The 23,575-nt window shown below is 43.7% G+C and carries 23 protein-coding genes and 1 pseudogene; 3 read left to right on the top strand and 21 right to left on the bottom strand.

Annotated elements, in window-relative coordinates; translation table 11 throughout:
• Positions 1 to 130 precede the first annotated feature (130 nt).
• From KH172YL63_RS09520 to KH172YL63_RS09495, 6 genes are all read right to left on the bottom strand, one after another.
• Positions 131 to 700, bottom strand: coding sequence for a nucleotidyltransferase family protein (locus KH172YL63_RS09520; protein WP_173105877.1), 570 nt, complete (start codon positions 698 to 700; stop codon positions 131 to 133).
• 116 nt (positions 701 to 816) lie between these two features.
• On the bottom strand, positions 817 to 2,016 hold the full coding sequence (locus KH172YL63_RS09515; RefSeq protein WP_173105876.1) for a type III PLP-dependent enzyme: 1,200 nt from the start codon (positions 2,014 to 2,016) through the stop codon (positions 817 to 819).
• 3 nt (positions 2,017 to 2,019) lie between these two features.
• Positions 2,020 to 3,231, bottom strand: a complete 1,212-nt coding sequence (locus tag KH172YL63_RS09510; RefSeq protein WP_173105875.1) for an MFS transporter — start codon at positions 3,229 to 3,231, stop codon at positions 2,020 to 2,022.
• A complete protein-coding gene (locus tag KH172YL63_RS09505) occupies positions 3,228 to 5,210 on the bottom strand; it encodes an IucA/IucC family protein (protein WP_173105874.1) in 1,983 nt (660 codons plus the stop codon). The genes KH172YL63_RS09510 and KH172YL63_RS09505 overlap by 4 nt, the downstream gene beginning before the upstream one ends.
• Complete coding sequence (locus KH172YL63_RS09500; protein WP_173105873.1) at positions 5,197 to 7,083, bottom strand: IucA/IucC family protein; 1,887 nt, start codon at positions 7,081 to 7,083, stop codon at positions 5,197 to 5,199. The genes KH172YL63_RS09505 and KH172YL63_RS09500 overlap by 14 nt, the downstream gene beginning before the upstream one ends.
• A 214-nt stretch (positions 7,084 to 7,297) precedes the next feature.
• A complete protein-coding gene (locus KH172YL63_RS09495; RefSeq protein ID WP_173108117.1) occupies positions 7,298 to 9,421 on the bottom strand; it encodes a peptidoglycan D,D-transpeptidase FtsI family protein in 2,124 nt (707 codons plus the stop codon).
• Between the two features lie 347 nt (positions 9,422 to 9,768).
• Between KH172YL63_RS09495 and KH172YL63_RS09490 the strand changes: the two genes are divergently transcribed.
• Complete coding sequence (locus KH172YL63_RS09490; protein WP_173105872.1) at positions 9,769 to 10,155, top strand: sporulation protein; 387 nt, start codon at positions 9,769 to 9,771, stop codon at positions 10,153 to 10,155.
• 92 nt (positions 10,156 to 10,247) lie between these two features.
• Here KH172YL63_RS09490 and KH172YL63_RS09485 read toward each other — a convergent pair.
• From KH172YL63_RS09485 to KH172YL63_RS09465, 5 genes and pseudogenes are all read right to left on the bottom strand, one after another.
• Positions 10,248 to 10,959: pseudogene (locus KH172YL63_RS09485) on the bottom strand (nucleotidyltransferase domain-containing protein).
• A 100-nt stretch (positions 10,960 to 11,059) separates the two neighbouring features.
• Positions 11,060 to 11,779 (bottom strand): HAD family hydrolase, encoded by a 720-nt coding sequence (locus tag KH172YL63_RS09480; RefSeq protein ID WP_173105871.1) that lies wholly within the window; start codon positions 11,777 to 11,779, stop codon positions 11,060 to 11,062.
• A gap of 89 nt (positions 11,780 to 11,868) precedes the next feature.
• On the bottom strand, positions 11,869 to 12,072 hold the full coding sequence (locus KH172YL63_RS09475; protein WP_173105870.1) for a hypothetical protein: 204 nt from the start codon (positions 12,070 to 12,072) through the stop codon (positions 11,869 to 11,871).
• 48 nt (positions 12,073 to 12,120) lie between these two features.
• On the bottom strand, positions 12,121 to 12,762 hold the full coding sequence (locus KH172YL63_RS09470) for a hypothetical protein (protein ID WP_173105869.1): 642 nt from the start codon (positions 12,760 to 12,762) through the stop codon (positions 12,121 to 12,123).
• Positions 12,763 to 12,854: 92 nt separating this feature from the next.
• The gene (locus KH172YL63_RS09465; RefSeq protein WP_173105868.1) at positions 12,855 to 13,616 is read right to left on the bottom strand and encodes a class I SAM-dependent methyltransferase; all 762 of its coding nucleotides are present in this window, start codon (positions 13,614 to 13,616) and stop codon (positions 12,855 to 12,857) included.
• Between the two features lie 171 nt (positions 13,617 to 13,787).
• Between KH172YL63_RS09465 and safA the strand changes: the two genes are divergently transcribed.
• A complete protein-coding gene (gene safA / locus KH172YL63_RS09460) occupies positions 13,788 to 14,405 on the top strand; it encodes a SafA/ExsA family spore coat assembly protein (protein ID WP_173105867.1) in 618 nt (205 codons plus the stop codon).
• 135 nt (positions 14,406 to 14,540) lie between these two features.
• Here safA and KH172YL63_RS09455 read toward each other — a convergent pair whose 3' ends face one another.
• The 10 genes from KH172YL63_RS09455 to KH172YL63_RS09410 form a co-directional block, all read right to left on the bottom strand.
• Positions 14,541 to 15,176, bottom strand: coding sequence for an FMN-dependent NADH-azoreductase (locus KH172YL63_RS09455; RefSeq protein WP_173105866.1), 636 nt, complete (start codon positions 15,174 to 15,176; stop codon positions 14,541 to 14,543).
• Between the two features lie 202 nt (positions 15,177 to 15,378).
• On the bottom strand, positions 15,379 to 15,798 hold the full coding sequence (locus tag KH172YL63_RS09450; RefSeq protein ID WP_173105865.1) for a DUF1801 domain-containing protein: 420 nt from the start codon (positions 15,796 to 15,798) through the stop codon (positions 15,379 to 15,381).
• A 383-nt stretch (positions 15,799 to 16,181) separates the two neighbouring features.
• Positions 16,182 to 16,613 (bottom strand): GNAT family N-acetyltransferase, encoded by a 432-nt coding sequence (locus KH172YL63_RS09445; protein WP_173105864.1) that lies wholly within the window; start codon positions 16,611 to 16,613, stop codon positions 16,182 to 16,184.
• A 30-nt stretch (positions 16,614 to 16,643) separates the two neighbouring features.
• Positions 16,644 to 17,105: a GNAT family N-acetyltransferase gene (locus tag KH172YL63_RS09440; RefSeq protein ID WP_173105863.1), complete on the bottom strand. Its 462-nt coding sequence runs from the start codon at positions 17,103 to 17,105 to the stop codon at positions 16,644 to 16,646.
• Positions 17,102 to 17,950 carry an alpha/beta fold hydrolase gene (locus KH172YL63_RS09435; protein ID WP_173105862.1) on the bottom strand — a complete coding sequence of 283 codons (849 nt, stop codon included), beginning with the start codon at positions 17,948 to 17,950 and terminating at the stop codon, positions 17,102 to 17,104. Before KH172YL63_RS09435 ends, KH172YL63_RS09440 begins: the two co-directional genes overlap by 4 nt.
• Positions 17,951 to 17,990: 40 nt before the next feature.
• Positions 17,991 to 18,185, bottom strand: coding sequence for a hypothetical protein (locus tag KH172YL63_RS09430; protein ID WP_173105861.1), 195 nt, complete (start codon positions 18,183 to 18,185; stop codon positions 17,991 to 17,993).
• 133 nt (positions 18,186 to 18,318) lie between these two features.
• Positions 18,319 to 18,870, bottom strand: coding sequence for a hypothetical protein (locus tag KH172YL63_RS09425; RefSeq protein WP_173105860.1), 552 nt, complete (start codon positions 18,868 to 18,870; stop codon positions 18,319 to 18,321).
• Positions 18,871 to 19,276: 406 nt separating this feature from the next.
• Positions 19,277 to 20,959: an acyl-CoA dehydrogenase family protein gene (locus tag KH172YL63_RS09420; RefSeq protein WP_173108116.1), complete on the bottom strand. Its 1,683-nt coding sequence runs from the start codon at positions 20,957 to 20,959 to the stop codon at positions 19,277 to 19,279.
• A gap of 21 nt (positions 20,960 to 20,980) precedes the next feature.
• Entirely contained in the window at positions 20,981 to 21,382 is a 402-nt protein-coding gene (locus tag KH172YL63_RS09415; RefSeq protein ID WP_173105859.1) for a MerR family transcriptional regulator, read from the bottom strand.
• A gap of 414 nt (positions 21,383 to 21,796) precedes the next feature.
• Complete coding sequence (locus KH172YL63_RS09410; protein ID WP_173105858.1) at positions 21,797 to 22,348, bottom strand: 2'-5' RNA ligase family protein; 552 nt, start codon at positions 22,346 to 22,348, stop codon at positions 21,797 to 21,799.
• A 206-nt stretch (positions 22,349 to 22,554) separates the two neighbouring features.
• Between KH172YL63_RS09410 and guaC the strand changes: the two genes are divergently transcribed.
• A complete protein-coding gene (gene guaC, locus KH172YL63_RS09405; protein WP_173105857.1) occupies positions 22,555 to 23,538 on the top strand; it encodes a GMP reductase in 984 nt (327 codons plus the stop codon).
• The last annotated feature ends 37 nt before the right edge of the window (positions 23,539 to 23,575 follow it).

Genomic DNA, 23,575 nt, shown 5'->3' with positions numbered 1-23,575 from the left:
TAAACGTTATGGTTTTTCGCAACTGCCGGGGGACGGACCTCCAAAATTGTCACAATTCTGTACGGGCATCCCGCTATCAAAGGTTTCTTTTCGAAAACATCAGCCATTTTGGAGGTCCGTCCCTAAGGCGTCAACCTGAAGGATGAACGGTCACCTTTGGCCATTTTTTCTGCCAATCCTTTTTCTTCAGCCTATCTTCATAGATCGTCATCAGTGCCGATTTATCTATAAATGGCGGTGTTGGTTTAATTTGCAGAGCAAGTAAATCATCGACTCCCCACGGAGCTTCCATGACTACTTTTCCGTTATCATTCAATGTCACAGCAACTGCGGTCGCGGTTTCAGGGAAGCGTGAAACCGCATCGATTGAGGATGCGTATGGGTTTTCCCCATTCTTCTTATGCATCCTTGCCTGGTTCTTGACCGACCAGAGTTCGCCTGGCATCATCCTGTCTAATTTCTGCTGAAGTGATTTTTCAATTTCTTCGCTTGTATTCACACGATCAAAATAGATGACATCAATATCCGGTAATCTACTCCTACTCGGAAAATCATGCAGGACATCCCACACTTTTGTTCTGATAAACCCTGCACAAACCCACCAGTCAGGCAAGTCTAATTTATGGGCCGTCTTTAAGATCCCCATCATCCAGGGATCGTTTTGGATCAATTCGAGAATATCATGTTCAGTTGAAATCATGTTTTTCCTCCCCTCACCTGCACCCACTTATTTATGTATTTACACTAATTAACAAGATCATTTTACCATATCCCCCTTGACTAAATAGAAAAGAGAGCAGTGCCCGATCACACTGCTCACTCCTCTTTCAAGTAATAAAATTTAGGATGGGGATGGGACAAGAAATCATGATGGGAAATCGTCCACCCGTATGCACCTGCAAGGGAAAAGACGATTAAATCCCCCACCATCAGGGACTCCACATACTGTCTCCTTATCAAGACATCATTAGGTGTACAGAGTTCTCCTGCGACTGTCACCGCTTCATCCTTCAGTTGCGGCCGCGGGAGGGGATCATCGAACCATTCCTCCACCGGGTAAATCGTGTGGGGATGCGTGATTTTCCAGGCTGCAGGTAAGCGCAGATGATGCGTCCCTCCCCTGAGCAGGGCAAAATGCTCCCCATGATTACTCTTCAGGTCCATCACTTCAGAAACATAGTACCCGCATTCTGCGACAAGGTACCGCCCAAGTTCCAAGACGAGCTGTATACCGTCTGCATTAAAGGATTGCTCCAATTCATGCAAGCCTTTGCTGAACGCTCCCCATTCAAATGGGACACCAGGATCATCATAATTCACCCCGATCCCTCCGCCTGCGTTCAGAACGGATGCAGAGAGTGCGAAATCCTTCTTCCACTCAAGCATGTTCTTCTTGCAATACTGGATGAATCCCAGATGATCGTCTGCATCCAGATTATTGCTCATTGCATGAAAATGAAACCCTTCCACTTTTACAAATGGAAATTGAGAAAGTCCGTCCAACAATGCCGGTATCCCCTCTTCCTCTATCCCGAACTGGGTCGGCACCCCGGCCATCCTGTGGGAGCTCATCGCGACCTGGTATGTACTATTTACCCTGATGAGAACCGGCAGCTTCTTTCCATACCGGGATCCCAGGCGGTTCAAACGGTGCAGGTCCCGCTCGCTTTCAATATTCATCGCCTTCAGGGTTCCCTCAGCGAGATAGGACATTTCCTTGTCTTTTTTGGCGGGAGCCCCGAAAAAGATCGGCTTGTTGGAGAGTTTGTTTATCAACATCACTTCTCCTTCTGATGCAGTATCAAATCCATCGACGAACGCTTCTAGAGTCTGTATGATGTTTTCGTCTGGGTTTGCTTTTACTGCATAAAACAGCGAGCAGTAAGAAGGTAAAGATGTCTTCACTTTCTCCATGTGTTGCTTCAATGCGCCTATGTCATATACATATGCACATATTGGTTCTGTTCGTTTCTTTAAGAGAGATGGAATCCACTCTGTTACGGTCTGTGAGATCATATTTTACTCCTTCCATAATGTGCGGTTCCCCCGCACTACCATCAATGTGAAAAGGATTGTCCCGATGCCCATTGACATCCCGGCAGCGTATGCATCAACAGTACTTGCAATGAATCCGATACCAATGGCGCCAAGCGGGATATATCCCCGGTCCATCAACGCGATGCTAAGGACCCTTCCCCTGAACTCGTCCGATACTTTTGTTTGAATAAGGATCCTGCTCAATGTCCGGTAATACTGACTGACGAATCCAACAATGAACATCATGCCCAATGCTGCTATGTATACAGAGCTATAAACGATGAAAAGGATGAGGCTCGTCCCGAATAAAAGGGAAGAAAGAATCAGCCATCTCCCTCCTGCAGCCGGCCTGCGATAGGTGAGGATTCCGGTTGCAACAATCGCTCCGGCAGATGATGTGGATAGCAATAATCCAAATCCTGCCGGTCCGAGTCCCATCAACTGTTCTGAAAAAACGGGGAGCATGGTCGTATAAGGAAATCCGAAAATCATCGGCCCGATTGCAATGAGTAAAATACCCATGATTCCCGGCTGAGTTTTGATATAACGGAGTGTATCCTGAAACGACTGCTTGTTCGACTGGTTCTTCTCTTTCACTTGCCCTTGAAGTTTCGGCAGCGAAAGAAGGGAGATCATTACGAAAAGTGTGCCGAACGATACGCCCATCATCACACTTCCAGCCGTAAAATAGCCAAGTAGCACGCCGGCCAAACCAGGTCCGATCATCCTCGCCACATTGATGCACGTAGTCTGAAGTGTGATGGCACTGCCAAGCATGACAGAAGGAACAATATCTGATAAATATGCATTCCTGATCGGCACCTCATAGCTCATCAGAACAGATCGAAATGTAATCAACATGAGCAGTCCATAAAACGACGCCTCCTCACTGATCAGGAGGGCGATGCCAATCGTAGATAGGAACATTCCGCCATACAGGAAAAACAGGAGATTCCTCCGACTGTGCTTATCAGCGACATGCCCTGCAGACATGGAAAAGATAAAAACGGGCAAAAGCCTGCATGCATTGACGAATCCTAAAGCGAGAGCCGAATGGGTCCATTCGTACACAACCCAGTTAAGAATGGTGAGGTCCATCCAGTCAGTGGACCTGACAAAGAAACTGCCATATAAAAATCGACGGAAAGACGGAGACTTTAATGCCAGCTGCTGTGATGCGGTGGAAAGGCTCACTTTGTATCCGCTTCTTTGCTTAAAGGATTTGGCACGGGAGAATAAAGATAACCTGATGACGGCATCATTCTCATCTTTGTCAATGCTTTGTGACTTACCTCCCCTTGGTAGATATATGCCCGATCTTCCTCTACATTCAAAGGAACCGTCATAGAAAGGGAACTGAAAATCTGTTCACAGTCATCCCTTACAATTTGCCAAAACTCACTCTCATTCACACCTGTTTCCTCAACCAACAACCGGATGATTTCTCCGAGATGGCTTTGAAAAAATGTATAATGTGCCTTCGCATACATCTCGTCCTTCTTGTTGGTCATCGTGATACTGCCGGGATAAAACGCCGGGAATATTCCCTGTGCTTCCAGACGGGGCTTGTATATCCGTGCTCCCCCCCAATCCCTGAAGTAAAAGCGGACCGGTTTACCATTTTTGAATACCGGGACACTATTTTGCAAATGACTTTCAAGTGCAACACCATATTTGGTCAACAGGGTAAGTACCCCGGGTAATGTAATAGATACATAGTCTTTGAAAAATAGTTTGGCACCCTCCCTGTTTGGCACTCCCCGATGATGACAATACTCATCGAGCAGTTCAGCGAGGATCGTCTTTTCTGAAAATGGGGAAATGGCATACAAACTGTTTCCGGTTACCATCACTTCATGTTCCAGTTCATCTTCCCGGTTTTCTCTGATGACCACCGTCAGGTTTCTCCTTTGTTCATTTCGTTCAGACTTAAATGTATACCCCGCAATTTCATTTAAAGGAAGGAAGTTTGAAAGGGCCGGTTCTCTTTCTAATATGATATCCATCATATCCGTGAACACGGTGCTGTTCAATGCGGTTTGACTAGAGATCGACCTCACAGTTGAAGTCATTTGGCTGTTCACCGCAAGCTTGATGAAACGGTCCGGACGGTTGGCAGGAATCACGGTTCTGAAAGATGATGTGGCACCACATTGGACGCAAAGGGCATCAATAGGTATGACGATCCCTTTCTTGATCTCATCACGATAAAGAGAATGCAGTGCGTGCTGATACTGCCATTCATGAACAGGCAGCAGTTGATATCCGCGGGGATCAATCCCTCTTTCTATCATGAATGATTCATATTGAGGCATGATGCTGCTAAAAGTTCCCTCTATGATTCCGCTTTCGATTTCAGTGTTTTCCATATATTCTTTATCCACTGCCACGAAACAAATATCAAAATGCTGATGGAATTCTGGAGAGTATCGAAGCACATCCCCTGGGGACATACCCGTTTTCGTTTTTGAGCCAGGATGAAGATGATGCCCTTCAAGGCTCAGCTGTTCGAAGAAAGCGAGGGGACTCCATGTTGATTGTTCCCCCTTTTTGATACGGATATAGTCAAGAGTTGACCGTATCGAGCGTCCGTTGCTATCCTTCTTCAATTCTTCTTTCCAGAATGAATGTGCAGCATATCCCAACGTTTGATTGGCTGTTCCATTGTCCAGTTCATCAGCGAGCCCCTGCCCTGCTTCTGATAGACCAAGCAGTGATAGAAGCTCATTTGCCGTGTTGACGATACGGTGTGAATCCTGTGAAATCACCAGGATATCCCCGGCAAGCGTGACACGCTGGAAGGCAAGTTCATCTTTGATAGGAAACAGGATCACATACTCACCGAAAGACTTCATCCTATATGAAATCCCTTCTTTTAAATTTAGACTTTGAAGCTGATGAAGAAACGGCTCCCATTTTTTATACACCTTCAGCAGACTGGTTACGTACACGGACCCAATTTTCTTCAATTGAACCGAATCTGAATACAGCGATTGAACATCTTCTCTCAGTAGAGAAGCAGCAAGCTTATGAAGAATCGCCATTCTCCCTGTCTTTATGTGTGCCCGAAAGTGACCTACCAAGTGGGGCTGATTCTCTTCCAAATAGTTCAAACACCGCTTTTCTTCTTCCAGCAGATGGTCGGTTGATTGGGGATGATTATAGAGTGACAATAGAATTCTCCTTTCCTGAATGAATCAATGGATTCGGTGCAAAAACATAAGCATTATCCGTGAACGCGTCTGATAACCTCATTTTGATCAGCGATTTTAAATAAGTATGGGGACCGAATAATGCTTCTTCAACATGGATGGCAGCATCTCGATGTGCTTCCTCTGCTTTCAGTTCCTCCAGCGTATCTTCTATGACAACAGATACCTTTTTCCACATAAGGTTTTCTTCTATGCCCAGCTCTTTTGCAATACTCACAATCATTTCTCCAAGATGATTATGCAGGACTGCGTGTGAAAACATTTTATAGAGGTCAACCGGGTCTTCGGTGAGCAGATTAGTATCATTGCTGATTCTTCCCGGTTCGATATAGGGACGGAGACGCTCTGCCATTATCCTTATCCCTCCGTTATCCCGCACTAGTAATTTCTTCGGTACTCCATTTTCGAATCGTACCAGTGCGTTTTGAAGATGGGCCTCCATGCTGATGCCGTATTTTACAATCAAATGCAGCAGACCAGGGATGAGTGTTCGTGCATAATCCTGAATGAAATCCACACCTGCGATTTCCGTAGTCACGTCTTTGGCTTTTGCCCAGATTTGTATGATTTCACTAACAAGGATTTCCCCTGATACAGGGGAAGTATTGATCAAAGCAGCCCCCGGGACAGCAATTTCATTTTCCGCTAAGTCTGCTTCCGGATTCTCCCTGATGAGGGCAGACAGGTTTTTCGACAGAGGCAGGGAGTCGTCGCTCCTTTGAGCGTGATAATGTCCCCCGCACCGTTCTGATAAAAATGTGATGGTCTCTTTAATGGCACCGTCGTGATTTGAAATCGTCTGCAGCAGCTCTGAAAGAACAGGCCCATTCCAGACAGATGTGGGAGATACAATTCTTTTCGCGCTGGTCATTTGTACGTTCAGCGCCGTTTTGACGTGATGCTTCATTCTGCTCCCCGGTGCCAATGACCGAAATGAGATGAGCGGATGATACGGAAGGTCCAATGGAACCGGGATGAGCAGCCCTGATTTTATCTCTTCCTGAAAATGAGAAGTAATGGTGTGTTCGTACTGCCATGGATGAACGGGAATTACTTCGTATTCACCGAAAGCTTTACCCAACTTCATGACGCTTTCCCGGACCGCTTCTTTTAATCCTGAATGTTCCTGGAATAATATTTCCGCCATGGTTTTGCCATCATTCATATAGGTCATTCTCGATATGCTTTTATGGATTGCAAGGGGGATAAGATTGACCTCTTTCCTCCATTCAGGTGCATAGCTGATAACTTCAGTCGCTGATAAACCGATTCTTGTCTTAGAGCATGGGTGAAGCGTATGCCCTTCGATGACCATTTGTTCCAAAAAGACTAAAGGACTGAAAGAAGGATCAGAGGTTTGTGCTTCCTGCAAATAAGTCAGAGTATCATTGCCGAAATGACTTTTCCTTTGTTCTCCTGCCGTTAAAGCCAATGCGTCATTTCTGACAGAGTTGTCAAGCTCCTCCGACAGCTGCTTTACGCCTGCATTTGCAGCTTTTCCCCTGAACAACTCATTGACCAAATCTTTTGGGGTTTCGATCACGCTCCTGCCGTTTTCCGTTTGGATGGTGATTGGTCCATCGATATCGATGTGCCCGAGTATGTAAGTATGTTTTACCGGAATGCTGACAGTCCGGTCATGGCTTGTGTTTATGTAAAAGATTTTTCCTGATTCATTTTGCATCCACGAATAGGGGACTATTTTTTCACGAAGAATCGCCTGTATCAATTTGTGAAGAATCCGTTTCTCTGAACGAGGCAGGAGCTCTTCCAGACTCGCCTGAACATTGTGATCCTGGATCAAAAGTAAATCGGGATTTTCGACTGTGTTCAATATATTGAAACCTCCTTTTAAATGATAATTATTTTCAATTGAAATCATAAGTGAAAATGATTATCAATGTCAACGATGGCGGGATAAATAAGGAAATAGTCCTTGCTGCTACAGAAAGAACACTTCCCATATGCTGCCCTTCACCATATGAGGTTGGGAGAGGATATAGAACCAAAAAAAGCGCAATCTTTAACGTGAAAGATTGCGCTTTGATTTATTCATTTTCAGTTTCTGGATCAGCCGTATCTTCCAATTGATCCGCATTCCGTACTTTTTCTTCAGTGGATGAATTATAATACCCTTCTTTGTCATACTTCTTTTTCAATTCGAAGTATTTGTCCATTGCACGTTTGGCTATGTCTTTATTCACATAAGGATCTATGTCCTGATGAGAGTATGGCAGCACCACTGAGAACGCAATTTCCGGGTTATCAAATGGAGCGTAGCCAATTAACGTGGTGTTATACGTTTCATACTGTCTCTTTTCTTCCGGACTGTAGTAAAATGCTTGAGCGGTTCCGGATTTAGCGGCTGCATTATATGGCGCAGCACTAAAAATTTTCGCTGTACCATTGCTCCCATGTGTGACTCTATAAAAGCCCTGCTGTACCCGATGTATCTGGTTGTCAGTTGCGTCAATACGGTTGAGGACTTGAGATTCATTTTCATACAAAAGGGGGCCCACCTTCCCCCTTTCTTGACTAGGTTCACGGATTTCTTTCATGATATGTGGTTTCATTCGATATCCACCATTTGCAATGGTAGATGCGTATTGAACAAGTTGCATAGGGGTATATAAATCATATTGTCCTATTGCAAAATCCAGTAGTTTTCCTGGTATCCTTTCTGTTCCTTTTAACCCCTCTACTTCTCCTGGCAGGTCTATGCCAGTTTTAACTCCTAAACCAAACTGACTATAATAATTCCTCATAGTATCAAAGGCTTCAGTATCAATGTCCATTGGTTGATTTGGGCGATATGTTGCGTTTGCAATTTTAATCGCTGTTTTAAACATGTACCCATTGGATGATATTTCTAAAGCTTCAACATCTGAGAAGTATTTTGAGTAATTAAACCAGGATTTTTTTTGTGGAGTGTTTTTTATTTTAATAGGTTCATCATATAAAACTTCTCCAACACTCAACGCCCCCGTCATATACCCCGTCAACACCGTAGCACCCTTAACAGCAGATCCCACCCCGTATTCTGAAGTATAGGTGCCGAGTGCATAATCCTGAAGCTCGGTCTTACCGTCGGCGTTCTTCCCGTACTTCTTTCCGACCATTGAGAGGATCTCCCCTGTATGGGGATCCATCATCACGACGAAGGCACGGTCGAGGAAAGGTGACTGCCAGTACTTGGACGCCTGCCTGCTCAGTTCCTCTTCCACGATTTTCTCGATTTCTTTTTGAAGTTCCAGGTCGATTGTGAGAACGACGTCCTTTCCACTATGCCCTTCACTTACAAGCTTTGTATCCAGGACGCTTCCGTTTTTCGTGATGAATTCGATTTCTTCTTTTTGACCTTTAAGGACATTTTCATATTCCGATTCGAAATAGCTTGTCCCGACCCGGTCATTCAGTGCATATCCCTGTGCTTTATATTCGTTCACCAGTTCGCTCGGAAGTCCCTGCTGCGACGTCGACACCCTCCCAAGAATTGTCCTGAGGGTACTGGCGTTCACATATTTCCTTTCCCAGTCTGTGGTGACGTTCACACCGGGAAGCTCTGATAATCGTTCGTTCACCCGGGCCATTTCCTCCATGGAAACATCCCTATTTTTTACAATTTGAGGACTGAGGGCATATCCGGTATTGAATTCACGGAATATCGCCAGCACTTCCTCCTCCTGCTTGGAAAAGGAATGAATATCCTGATCTGTGATACGATCCAGCTGCATTTGATAAATCTTCTTGTTCCTGTCATCATCAGAAAGATCTTCATTGTTTTCCAATTTCTTTATTTCTTCCTTGGAAACCAGTTTTTCTGCAGCATCTTGATGAGTAAGGAGCCAGAAATCCTTCCTGTCACGGTCGGTGATTTTACCGGTGTCCATTTCTATCAACTCAGCCAGGCTCTTAGCTACTTTCAGCATTTCTTCAGATTTTGTGGTCTGTGTTCTTGTGTATGTAATCGCATTTAATGGGACATTGTCGACAATCACATTGCGATTGCGGTCATAAATTTTCCCCCGCGGCGGTGTACCATTATGGGATTTAACGTTCTCCGTACGCGACACTTCTGCTTCATAATGGTTCCCCTGCACGATTTGAACAATTCCCAGACGAAGAATCAGAACCGAAAACAGAAAAAAGACCGTTATAAATAATAGATTCATCCTTAATGGGACATGGGTTTTTTTCTTTTTCTTCTTTTCCTTCAAATTGATTTACCCCTTTTAAACTTGTATTTTACCAAAATATGATAAGGTCCTCTTCTATTTTAAAGAAAAGACCACTCCATTTCTACCTCTTTATGGTGTAAATACCAATTATTTTACTTTTTTCGCTATTATGCGCGTGCGTCACGATCATCTTCTGCAAAAAATGTCGAAGAAGGAATATAGACAAAACGGCTGCGTTTCTTTTAGAATAAAATCGTATAAAAGACGAAGAAAAATGAAACCAAAGCTCTCCTTATTGCGTAGAATTGGTAACTAGATGATTGAGAGGTTGAATGACTGATATGTTTAGTAAACTGATGTGCAGATTCGGTATTGGGGCCACAAAAATTGATTTGGTGTTGAATAAGAACGAATTTCGTCCGGGCGACGTCATTAAGGGCGAATATGAATTGACCGGCGGACGGGTTGAGCAGAAATTAAAGAGGATCGAAACTGACCTTCTTCAATATGACGAGAATGTTGACCGCTTTTCTGTTCTTCATCACAATACCATTTTGAGCTCATCCACGATGAAAGCAAACGAACAGCGCACCATCCACTTTTCCTGCAGACTATCGGATTCATTTCCTCCAAGCAGTGAGTCGGTCTCTTATAAATTTGTCACCCGTCTCGTCTTTGATGACGGTGTCAACAGCGTCGACCATGATGAATTTCAGATTTTAGTATAATTTTTGCCTGGCGGATATGTCAGGATATATGATAAAAGCCAAGAATGCTGGATAACCAGTACTCTTGGCTTTTTAATTTAAGTATGGCATGTTCATTGTTTTCCCATAGAGAACCCATTAAACAACCGGCCTCCATGTGGATCCAGAACTGAGTCGACCAGTTGCACGATGGCCCTTTTATCATCCTTGGAATAAAATTGGTCGAAAGCGAATAAGAATCTCTCTGCAAACTTGTGATCATACTCCTTTAGCGCACGGAGAACCCATTTTCCCTGTCCGGTCCATCTTCGATTCGTACGAAGGACAAATTCATGGACGGATTCGGCAAGCAGGTTTGCGCTAAATAAACCTTCACCCCTGTCGGCAGCTCCGACAAAGTCGTCAAGTGCGTCCGTAAGGAAATATCTTTTCATTTCTAGGGTCTCCTTTGACCAAGGTGAAGGTCCGTCCCCCAACAGCTTATCTGCTTCTTCTTTGAGGATCGGGATGAGAGGGTGAGCGAGGATAGTGATCCCTTCTGCCACCATTCTTGGCAGGGAAGGTCTCCCCCCGCTCACAGTCTGTTTGAAAATATTGCCGGATTGTATGCTGGTTGTGAAAGAAGGCTTCAATTGGCCAGTCGTTCACGAAAAAGGATTCCCGGTATGCAGAAGACAGGGTGTCGTCTATGATGACGATATCAAGGTCAGAGGTGCTGGTTTCCTCTCCCCGTACGACACTCCCTGCAAGCAGAGCCCCCTGGCAGTCAGGAAAATGATTCTTTAAAAAATCTTTTGCAGCTTGTACCGGTGGACGCCTTGTCATGTTATTATCCTGCTTTCCATACTGATTTGATTTGTCTTTATTTACTATCCATGAACAGATGATGGAAATACTCAACATATTTCTTCTTTTCACATTTCCCCTATAGCATCAAAGGCTTCAATTCCAATATTCTCTTCACAATATAGTGGGGCTTTTCAATCAAAGGGGATGAATCAATCTGTTGGACCCACACCGTATCCATACCGATGGATATAGCGCCCAAAATATCTGCGTGATAATGATCACCCACAAATAACGTCCTGTTTGGAGATGCATTAAAACGGTGGAGTGCATGCCTGAAAATCCGTGGATCTGGTTTAGAAAAACCCACGTCTTCTGACACAACCACCGAATCAGCAGGGAAAAGCCCTGACAAACCGAGACGTCTGACTTTTTCATAGGCGTTGGACACCGTGCCGTTTGTAATGATTCCTATAAAAACGGATCTTTGAATGTCTGCCAAAAAATCATTGAGCTCCCTGTCTGGTTTGATTTGATCAAGGTAGGAGGCCTGAAAGGCTTTTACAAGCTGAAGTAACGCTTCCCCCTTCATTTCACCCCCGACATCACTCAATGTATTTTCCATCCTTACTCGTGATAACTCCTGATAATCCATCTGATTTCCTGCAAACTTGGGCCATAAAAGATGATGATGTCTTGTAAAAGCTGTCTGGAAATCAGAAGTGCTGATATCATCCAAATGTTCAAATTGCCTGATAGCAACTTCAAGTCCTTTTGAATAAGCTTGCACATGATCAAACAGTGTATCATCCAAATCAAACATCACAACATCATAGTCGTCAAGGGAAAGATTATTCATTCTTATACACTACCTTTTCAGTTCATTGGGAGACGTCCGGTGGCTCATTGAGCTTATACCACCCTGTCTGCACTTATCGGCCCGGATGATCAATATAATCCCATCCATGTAAGGAAGGCTACGCCTATGACCGTCGTTAATACCCCCGTAATAACAGCCATGACACCGATACGCTTTTGTTTCGTTTCGAGCATGACGGCCACCCCTACGACCAACGTAATAATGAAACCGAAGAGCAGTGAAGCATATGGATTTGTTGGTGCCAAAAGGTCATACCAATTCAACCAGTCCATAAAAGTCATCTCCTATTCAATCAGTGGAATATAAAAGCTGTGAAAGCACTAATTTTTCCTCAATGACATATAGCCGCTATCCTTTAGCTGTGATCCAGTGATGCCACGCTCTTCCAATAGAGCAAGTATTCTATCAAGACTGTCCGGGTCCCTGACGACGACATAATTTGTCTGAAGCCATATATTCTTCACTTTGATGCTCAGTTTATAAGCGTGATTGATTTTATCATCCAGCCCATATAGAGGGTGATACTTCATGATCTTCTCCACTTTATATTCCTTGATTCTTGTCCACGGAATGAATTTTCCGTTCACAATAAGTCCATCAGGCAAAATATAAAAATTCCCCCGGTGTTTAATGGTCGAGATCGACAGAATGAAGAGGTACAGCACGGTGGGGAGGATCTGGAGAATTTCCTCTGTTGTCAATACGAACCAGGTCAAACACACCACAGCTGCGATGATTGCTCTGCTCCCCCATTTCACCAATTGATACGACTTTGTTCTTTTCGATAATGGCTCCATTTCCTTATAGTTGATTGGAATAAGAATACTGTTCATTTCTTGTCTACTCGCAGGGTATATGGCCGTACCTGTCTTATCTGCTGCTTTTTTAAGGTTGATTCTGTGACGGATCAGATGGAATGCGCCGCACGAAACCAAGATGATGAAAATACCTTTCAGCCACATAAAGATCCCCCTTCCTTCAGAAGATTTCAAAGGAAACATATCCCCTTCTAGTTATACGTTGGAAAATGGAAGAAAGTTTCAATCACACTTTATCATTTTGCCAAAGATGCCTTGATGATAAAGCGGTGCTGCTTCACTTCAAAAAAACCTTTTTCCTGAATGAGCTGGTAAATCCTATACAGGCTGTCACGATATGCTTCAACCGAAAAATCAGGTATTTGCCACGGTATGGCTTTTATGTAATAGACGAGAGCACCGATATCATAGAATCGTTGACAGGAATACGCTCTATTGGAATATGAAACTTCAAAACCTTCTTTTTCCAACTCCTGTACGGCATACTCCAGGGTCCAATGTGTGTAATCTTCAGGAATGGGAACACCCAACGCAATGTTGATCCCGTTGCAATCATCCCCTCCGACCTGCTGGGTCAGGAATGTGCCTCCAGCCGATAATATCCGTTTCACTTCAGCCGGTGAATAAGATTCGTGCTTGTTGATAATCAGATCGAATTGATTATCTTCAAACGGCAGATGAAAATCTTCGTTGATTTCTTCCACCCTCACACCCAATGGTTCAAGGCGTTCCCTTGCAACTGGTACATTCGGTGGATACCCTTCTGTTGCACACACTGATGGTGGAAAAGGCTGCAGCATGGACAGAAGTTCGCCCCCACCCGTCCCCATGTCGAGCATTGAATCAGCATTCCTGATCAGTGGGATTGCCATGCTGCCATAAGACCATGGAATCATACCCGAGCCCATACGCCCTGTACCTGTAATATATGAAAAATCCCAGCCGGTAAATTCCTCTTCCACTTCTTTCAATAAATCTTCGAATAACTGAGTTGTCATGACGATTCCTCCCATAGTCAGCTTTCATTTTTCCAAAGTATACCATATTCAGACCACCATTGTCTTAAATTCACCCTAGGAAAAATTGCTAATCCCCGTTATGAAAGGGCTCACACGGGGTGGCAACAACTACCTGTTTCAAGAACCGCAGAAATATACTGTAATAGAGTTATGAAAACTATTAAACTTCTTTCCGTTTTGTTGTTCGCCACTTTAGTCTTTGGAATAGGCAGCCCATCTGCAGCAGGGAGCTACACTGTATCTCATGGTGACACGCTGTGGAAGATCGCCGTCAAACATCAGGTCGGTGTTTCTGAATTGATATCAGCAAACCCGCAAATCTCTAACCCAAATATGATTTACCCTGGTCAAAGCATCAACGTCCCTGGTGGAAATGGCATTGCCGACAATTATACGGCCGAGGTCGTGAAGCTGGTCAATCAGGAACGTTCAAAAGCCGGATTACCTCCCCTCAAGGAGAACTGGGAAGTATCACGTGTTGCCCGTTATAAATCGGAAGACATGATCGCGAAAAATTATTTCAGCCATACCTCTCCCACTTACGGATCACCTTTTCAAATGTTGAAGGATTTCGGCATTCACTACCAGTCCGCCGGTGAAAACATTGCAGCCGGTCAAAAAACGCCTGCAGCAGTGGTCGAAGCCTGGATGAACAGTGAAGGTCACCGAAAGAATATACTTTCCCCGACATACACCGAAATTGGTGTCGGCTATGTTAAAGGTGGATCTTACGGCCATTATTGGACACAGATGTTCATCAAGAAATAATTTCAGTTGAAAGAAGCGGACGACGAGCTGAGGCGAGGCCGTCCGCTTCTTTTCCTTTTTCCATTGAGAATTTATTCCTAAAATAAAAAAGATGCCATCGAGTGACACGATGACATCTTTTTCTTTATTCATCTATTAGAATGTGTGGGCTAAATCTTTTGCACGTGCGATGGCATTTTCTTTAATTTCCGCCGCTTTATCAGGCATTGCCGCATGGCCTTCAACGAATAGTCCTTCAAATGAAGGCACCCCGTAGAATTGCATCATAACTTCAAGGTAACGGTGTCCCATTTCCATCGCTGCTGCAGGACCTTCGGAGTAAATACCTCCCCGTGCCTGGATGTGAAGGGCTTTTTTGTCAGTCAGCAGTCCAACAGGACCTTGTTCTGTATATTTGAATGCCTTGCCGGCAACTGAAACTGAATCGATATAAGCTTTCATCACTGGAGGGAATGAGAAATTCCAGAACGGTGTCACAAAGATGAACTTATCAGCTGCAATAAACTGATCAGATAATTCATTCAGTCTGCCTACCTTCGCTTGTTCTTCTGCAGAAAGTTCCTCGAACCCTTTTCCTGATTGCAATTTCCCCCAGCCACTGAATACGTCTGCATCAATTTGCGGGATATTCTCCTTGTATAAATCAATGTTGATCACTTCGTGTGCCGGATTTGCTTCCTTGTATGTGTCAATGAATGCTTTCCCTACCGCCATGCTGTAGGATTGTGTATCATCATGCGGATGTGCCGTGATGTATAAAACTTTTGTCATGTTGAATCTTCCCTTTCTATTTTTAAATCTGTACGAAATACAGTGATGTAGTGAATATACCCATTCCATTTATCTTGAAACGATATAGTCTTAATTCAAGATTAATAATATAAGATATTAATGTCGAATACAAATTTAAAGGTTCTCGTTCAAAAAAATAAGAAATTAGTCCCTTATAAATGACTAATTCCTCCAATTATATTTAATCCGGATACAATTCCTGTAAAAAATTGACAGATTGAGTGATCAACTTTTTCAAAACCTCTTGATCGATGTCTGCCACTTTATTTATGTAAACACACGCTTTTCCGGATGTGTGCTTCCCCAGTTTTGCAAGCAGCGCCTCCCTTTGTGGATCACCGGTTGCAAAATACAGGCTGATCTTCGCTTTTCTCGGTGAAAAACCAACCAGCGGCGCATCGCCTTCATGACCCGTTTTATATTGATAGTGATATGCACCAAATCCGATGATGCTCGGGCCCCACATCTTCGCTTCATAGCCAGTTGTTTCAGTGAAGAGGTCCAATAACCGATAAGCGTCCTCCCGCTTTTTCGGGTTATCCACTTTTTCAATGAATTCAATGACCGAGTTGTCATTTTGTTTTGTCTTTAGTTCATACACTGCCCTTCTCCCCTTTCAGTCTCCTGTCTCCACATCATACTTCTATCTTCTTATCGTGAAATCCTGCATGTAGGTCATATAGCAGAGTGCTTTTGTAAACATTGTTGCTTATAAACAAGTGAGCATGCAACATGGTCATCTATGTGTCGTACAAATCTATAGGAAAAGAGCCTAAAAGAAAGAAGACTCAAACATAAAGCCTTCTCCGTATGAGCTCTTTATTTATTTTTTATTTCCTCAAGTAGGGAAATGATCCTTTCATTCTGCTCGATCATGGTTTGATTTTGTTTTCTAAACTTCGTAAAGTCATAAGAAAAGATTAACAAAAAAATTAATACGATGAAGATCATCCTGCAGCCTCCTTGCTTGATTGAAACACGAAATTAAATCTCCTCCAGCTTCCGTTTGAAATACACAATCTCTGGATCACCCTCATCAAGATTTTCGATGAAGCCGCTTCTCACATAACCGTTTCTTTGAAAAACGCGTTGCATGTTCTTATTGGACTCATTTGTAGAAGAGAAGATTTTCTCTGTCCCGGCAATCTCTTCAACATGCTTCAACAATAAAGAAGCATGCCCTTGCCTCCTATGTCCCGGTTCAACCACGATGAGGGAGATGAATGTCTGATCAAAGAAAGAAGTATGAAATAATAGAAATCCTGTTCCCGTGCCATCTTCCTTCACAACCAGACATTGCATTCGGTGGATGTGTTGAAGAATCTCTTCCTTCCGGCTTTCATTTCCGATCACGGCGCAGTCGATTTCAACCAGGGACAACAAATCGGACATCTGGGCATATGCTACATTCGCCATGGCGATTCACTCCTTTTTTCATGCAGTATGTCAGATTGTTTTGGTCATGAGCACATTCGTCACCACATATCCTGATTTTTCATACAATGCCCGGGCGATGGTATTATGACCGAATACATGAAGTGAGAATTTCGATATTCCTCTATCTTTCGCAAAACCTTCCAGGGATTGCAATGCCAGTTTCCCATATCCTTTTCCTCTTCTGTCGGAAGAGATTTTAATATCATAAATGAATATCTCATCTTTTTCTGGATTTGTATTGACCCAGAGTGACCCGATTTTTTCATCATCGTTTGTAACCAACGTGAACAGGTGATGATTTTCAGTCTGAAGCCCATGGGGTAACAGCTGATTGAATTCTTTGTCTGCCTGTTCCACTGACGTATCCTCTTGGAAGTTACCTGCTGTCGTCTTTTCTTCTGCATATTCCTTGATAGCAGTCTTAAGCCACACGGAATATGCTTCTTCTGTCATCGGTATTAATTGAATCATATGTTGTGTTCCTCCTTATTTGACCAGCGATTTCTGATCTCCTCCACCACCTGTTCAGGGTAATCCCAATGAAGGAGATGGGTTCCCTCTATCAATTTCACCCCTGCACCGGTCTTTTCCTGCAGGATGGCTGCAGATCTGTGACGTTTCTTCTCCAATGTCTGAGGCAAGGTAGCCCTTAGAAGTAATATGGAAGAATCGAGCTTATGATAGATATCCTCCGCTTCGTCTTTATACATGGCACGGACGATATGAGAGGCTGTCTCTCCGCGGGCATGCCAATAGTAGTGACCACGTTTCTCCAAATATAGATCCTTGGCCGCCTCAAGTTTCAAGTCGGACCAGGAAAGTGTTTCACTTTTTACCAGGGCGAGAAAGTCGTCCCATGACTTCCATTCCTGTTCAAAATCCGCCTCATAATAGGCAACTTCTTCTTCCATGGTTAGATCGGAATGACGTTTCCCCTGGTATCCACCGTCTATCATTATGTTATCCAGTACATGATGGGGAAACCTGGCTGTGAAAAAGAGGGCCACAAAACTCCCCCAAGAATGGGACAGAAAGAAAAAACGGGAGGTGCCGAGCTCCTCGACCACTCCATTCAACCAATCTGCCATCCCATTCATCTCATATTGCTCGCCAGAAGCGAAGGCCGCTGTTTTCCCGTGACCCGGGGCATCAACCGAGATGATCCTGAACTCATCTCTCAACCGTTCTGCCTGCTCTATAAAACTCAAAGATGTAGACCCCAGCCCGTGAAGGCAAAATATCACAGGGTGATCCGGGCTTCCCCATTCCGTTATATGTATGGACTGCTTGTTCATTTCAATGAAATACCGTTTCAATAAAAGAACTCCTTCCCCTTAGATATGATGACGGTTAAAATCATTCTCCTCCCCCGCCATCACTTCCGTCCCCTCCACTGTCAAAATGGTCGGCATATTCAGCTCCTCCGTCAGTTGGTCCAGTGTATCCACCGTCCCCATGACGATCATCCCGCCTTGCAGATCTTGCAAGTGAAATCGCCGCAAACACGAATGCTACCGGTAATACGATCATTAATAATATAAATCCTGTCATATCATCACCTCTTCTTAAGTTATACGTTTTGAGGTCGATTGAAGTTTCAGAGAATTCTAAATCCCCTTGCAATCAATAAAAAAAGACTGCAAAAGCAGCCTTTAATTATTAAAATCTCTCTATGAATCTACTTTCAGTCAACGATATCCGCTGCAAAGCTAGGCTTTGACAAACCGACTTCTTCATACACAGCAGCCATCTTCTCTTCAAATGATGCAAATTTTTCATCTGATTCTGCATATTCAGCGTCCGCTTCATCCGATAAGTTGGCAGCTCTTGTTTCATAGGATGATGATAGATCATCCAAAGCACCCTGGATCTCTTCCTTTTTAGAATCGAGCGCCGCTGGTACTTCAAGCGCTTTGACATCTTCCGCTACCTTTTTGGCTGCTGCCTCAGCGTCAGTTTTCAGCTTGGCGATTTCTTCTGCAGAAGGCTTATCCTCTTCTTTTGCTTTCGCTGTTTCAAATGCATAAATCGCTGAATCATTTGCGTTTACTGTGTCAATGACTTCCATTTGAAAGTCCAGTAGAGCTGTCTTCATTTCCCCTTCATCATTCTGAGCCGTTTCTTCCGTCGTTTCTTTCTCCATTTCCCCTTCTTCCTTACCTCCTTCATCGCTGCTGCATGCTGCAATGAATAAACTCATGGACAGTAATAGAAATGGCAACATCAATTTCTTCATAAATTTCTCCCCCTTTTGTTCGTCACTTCAATTACATATATTACCTTATAGGTGTTATTTTGTAAACAATTGGATATAAATTTGTATTATTTGTAAACAGATTTCAAAAGGGAGAAAAAGGTTTACATAATAAAGTTATAGTTACTATGGAGAGGTTATAAATTATGAATGATCATGCTCCTTAGAGATCACCTTGTTCTTTCACCTATCCCAAAGCGTATGGAACCTCTTATTTTGGACACGATGAATAGTGAAAAAACATGACAGAGGAGGTGGAACTTTTGGTGAAAAAAGAATGTTCCTGTGAACGGTGCACCTGTAAAACTAAAAAGGAATGCGATTGTCCATGCTGTTGTGAGAAATGAAAGAAACCCCTGAACCTTTTAACCGGTTCAGGGGTCTCTGTTTACACCCGTACTTTGCCTCCAACGATACTATCAAAATAGCGGACTGCCTTCATATCTTCATCAATCCATTGAGATTGATTCCAAGTGTGGCCGATGAAGATTTCAGCAATCTGCCTCCTTCTTTCTCCCCCCATTATACCGGCGTCTTTCAGTGCGAGAACGCTTTCAAAGATTTTAACCATCAGTACAGCAATCCGTTTTGCATGATATGTCTGGGCATCCTCATCTGAGGATGCTACTTTTCCAACCAGCTGCCGAAGTGTTTCAACCCCTGCTTTAACCGGAGTTGCATAAACGTTAAGATCTTCAGGGAGGTTGGCCAGTTCGTTCTTGATATATGCCAAAAAATATTCATGGGCACGATGTTTATTCATTAACCTCAATACTTCCAACCCTAAAATATTTGCGGTTCCTTCCCACACGGTTAATACTTGTGCGTCCCTGAGTAATCGGGGTAGGACAAAGTCTTCAATATATCCGTTGCCGCCGTGCATCTCGATCGCTTCGTGAGAAAAATGGATGGCCTGTTCTGCAGACTCCTTCTTCAATATCGCGATCAGCAGGCGGTTCAGGACAGCTTCTTCTTCCGTGGTCGGGGTTTCATCTGATATGACCCGGTCAAATAATGATACAAGATGAAAGACTGCACTCGTTTCTACTTCCTGTTTGGTAGCAAGGAGGGTCAAAGATTCCTGGATCATCGGATAATTGGTTAAAGGCTCACCGAATGCCTCACGGTAAAAAGCGTAATTCCTCGCTTCCATATACGCCCTTCTCATGATGCCGATCGACGCGACTGCATTGCATATCCGGGATAGGTTCAGGGCTTCCATCATGTAATAGATCCCTCGATTGGGTTCTCCGACAAGATAGGCTTCTGCTCCTTTGAATTCAACTTCCGCAGAAGGGACCGCCCGGACACCCAACTTATCTTTTAACCTCCTGATATGGATCCCATTCAATGAACCATCACCATTCCGCCATGGCACGGCAAATAAGCTGAGCCCCTTCGTCCCGTTTCCTGCTCCATCCATCCTTGCCAGCACCATCGCAACGCCGCACATGCCGGAATTTGAAGCAAAATATTTTTCACCCCACAATTGATACGTCTCGCCATTCAAAACGGCCCGGGTATCATTGGCACCGACATCTGATCCTCCCTGTCTCTCGGTCAGGAATGTCGCTCCTTCAAACAATTCTACGTCCCCGGTTGACAGAACATGAGGTAAGAATCTTTCCTTCACCTCATCCGAGGCATATTTTTCGAGCAGCAGTGCAGTGGCCATTGTCAGTGTCACCGGACAATAGAAACCGGGCTCTGTCTGGGACAACAAATACCCTTGAGCATAGGAGTAAAGATAATTACCTTTGCGTCCAAGCTCAGGGATCGGTTTATGAATGTAACCGACGATTCCTTCGTTATACGTTTGCTCAACCGTCTTCTTATACCCCTCATTCACCCAGATTTCTGAAATCTCTTCCCCCATCCGGTTATATTTAATGAGCCTAGGCTGACCTTCACGATCCGTGTGGGCAGCCCGCACATCGATTTCCCCTGCACATAGCGCACCAAATGAATCCAATCTTTGATCTGCCCAGTTGAAGAAGTCTTTAGGAAGTTTCTGTTTTAAAATGGACTGTAAGTGAACATCTTCTTTATAAAAGTTTTCAATGGTCCTCATCATCTGCAATCGAACTCCTCACTATTTGTTATCGTCACATTCGTGGAGGGATTCTTCCCCTTCCAATTTCCGGGCAAAATCATCTCTCAGTTCAATCAGTTCACGCCTCATGCCTTCCAGCTCCTGAATGAGATCGGTGACTTCCCCGATCCTTTTCGTTCCATATTCAATCGTTCGTTCCAACTGTTTACGTCCACTCCTGTCCTCATCAAACAGCAGGACCATCTCTTTGATTTCCTCCAGCGAAAAGCCAAACCTTTTCCCCCGGAAAATCAGTTTCAGCTTCGTTACATCACTTTTAGAATAGATTCTCCTTCCTGATTGTGTTCTCGCAGGATGCAGCAGATCAAGTTCTTCGTAATAACGGATCGTACGTGTCGACACGCCGAATTCCTCTGACAGTTGGGATATGTTGAATGTCATGGCATCATCTCTTTTTTAGAATATTTCGATATTAATAGTTTACCATTTACGTTAACGTAAAGTTCAAACGTTTTGTAGGGGATTAACTTGAAAATCCTTAAAAAACATGCGGCATGCATGACAAAAAGCAGTGGATGTAACATCCACTGCTTTTTCCTTGGTAAAATACCACATAAAATGATTGATTCTTAGACATTGTTGCATTAAACAAGCGAGAGGTGGTTGATTGCAGCGAGGGATGCTCGCTTAAATCAACTGTGCAAGTTTTTATTTTTGCATACATAAACCTTCATCTACCTGGTTGAAGGCAGAAAATAGAGGAACTCAATTAGATTAATCCTTCAATCCACGGTCACGAATAAGCGATTGGCAAAGAATAACACCAGCCTATGCAAAAAGAGCCTTAAACATTATCTAACGTACAAGCTGCTTTTCATACACAATCGGGGCATCCATGCATTCACTTGTGTCATCGACCAGTTCAATCAATGCGATGGAGGTTACTTGTCCTTCTATGAGGTCTCCCCTTTCTAAACAATGCTTGAAACCTTCTGCAAGCTTTTCAGGTGGTAACTTATTCGCCAGCGTACAGTGAGGGATCCAGCTGCCTGGAAGGTAGAGGTGATTGGCGGTCCCCTGAAAGGAGTGGAAATGATCATGATGAGAAGAATGAAAGTCGAGAAGCTCCTTCGTTACAGTCGGAGAAAGAAATAGTGTACCGAAATTCATGAATGATCCGACAGTATTGAATGTGAGATTGACCGCTTCCTTCCCTTCATAAAAGGTTTCAAGGGATTGTATGTATGCTTCTTTGTCCAACTCTGTATAACTTCCCAACGTAATATGCGGGCGGGCGTCGTCAATTTCTTCTTCATAATAAGAAATATCCTTCACCGTCAGCTCTTTCCAAATGTTTTCAATCGTGCTTTCTGTTTTACTATCGAACAGGGCGATGACCCAATACATTCGTAGACCACCTTTCCAATTTAACGTCATATTTCTTCCTTATACTGTAACATAGACTGACTTCCACTGTCCTTTCTGGTCTTTTGCCTGTTTTCATCTGATATTTTTAAAACCTTTGACATCTACATGAAAATGATGTAAATTACGTTATGTACGAACGTTTTATAGATATACAATAATTAATATTCGTATTTAGGGGTGTAATAATGGAAAATGTGTTTGATTATGAAGATATTCAATTAATTCCTGCAAAATGTGTGGTTAACAGCCGTTCAGAATGTGATACAAGGGTGACACTCGGTGAACATACGTTCAAACTCCCGGTGGTACCTGCCAATATGCAAACCATCATCGATGAAAGAATTGCAGCCTATTTAGCTGAAAATCATTATTTTTATATTATGCACCGGTTCGAGCCTGAAAAACGGATCAGCTTCATTAAAGATATGAAGGCGAAGGGATTGATTTCATCAATTTCTGTCGGTGTGAAAGAAGAAGAGTATGCTTTCGTTGAAATGTTGGCAGAGGAAAAGCTGACTCCCGACTATATCACGATCGACATTGCCCATGGCCATTCAAATGCCGTGATCAGCATGATTCAGCATATCAAAAAGCATGTTCCATCAAGCTTTGTCATCGCCGGAAATGTCGGTACGCCTGAAGCTGTACGGGAACTCGAGCATGCCGGGGCTGATGCGACCAAAGTTGGCATCGGGCCGGGGAAAGTATGCATCACAAAAATCAAAACCGGCTTTGGAACGGGAGGCTGGCAGCTTGCCGCTTTACGCTGGTGTGCGAAAGCCGCTACCAAACCTATCATCGCCGATGGCGGCATCCGTACACACGGAGATATTGCCAAATCCATCCGCTTCGGCGCCTCAATGGTGATGATTGGCTCCCTGTTTGCCGGTCACGAAGAGTCTCCAGGGGATACGATTGAGAAAGAGGGCAAACTCTATAAAGAATATTTCGGTTCTGCCTCTGAATTCCAAAAAGGTGAAAAGAAAAACGTCGAAGGAAAGAAAATGTATGTAGAACACAAAGGGTCTCTAGAACATACCCTGATCGAAATGGAACAAGACCTTCAATCCTCCATTTCATATGCAGGCGGAACAAAACTCGAAGCCATCCGCACCGTCGACTACGTCATCGTCAAAAACTCCATCTTCAACGGAGATAAAGTATATTAATAGAAGAAACCAGCTTTTTTTGAGGGACGGACCTCTA

The sequence above is a fragment of the Bacillus sp. KH172YL63 genome (genome assembly GCF_011398925.1).
In the GTDB taxonomy this organism is placed as follows: Bacteria; Bacillota; Bacilli; order Bacillales; family Bacillaceae_B; genus Rossellomorea.
Note: the sequence above shows the minus strand (reverse complement) of the source record. Positions and strands in the feature narration are given on the sequence as shown.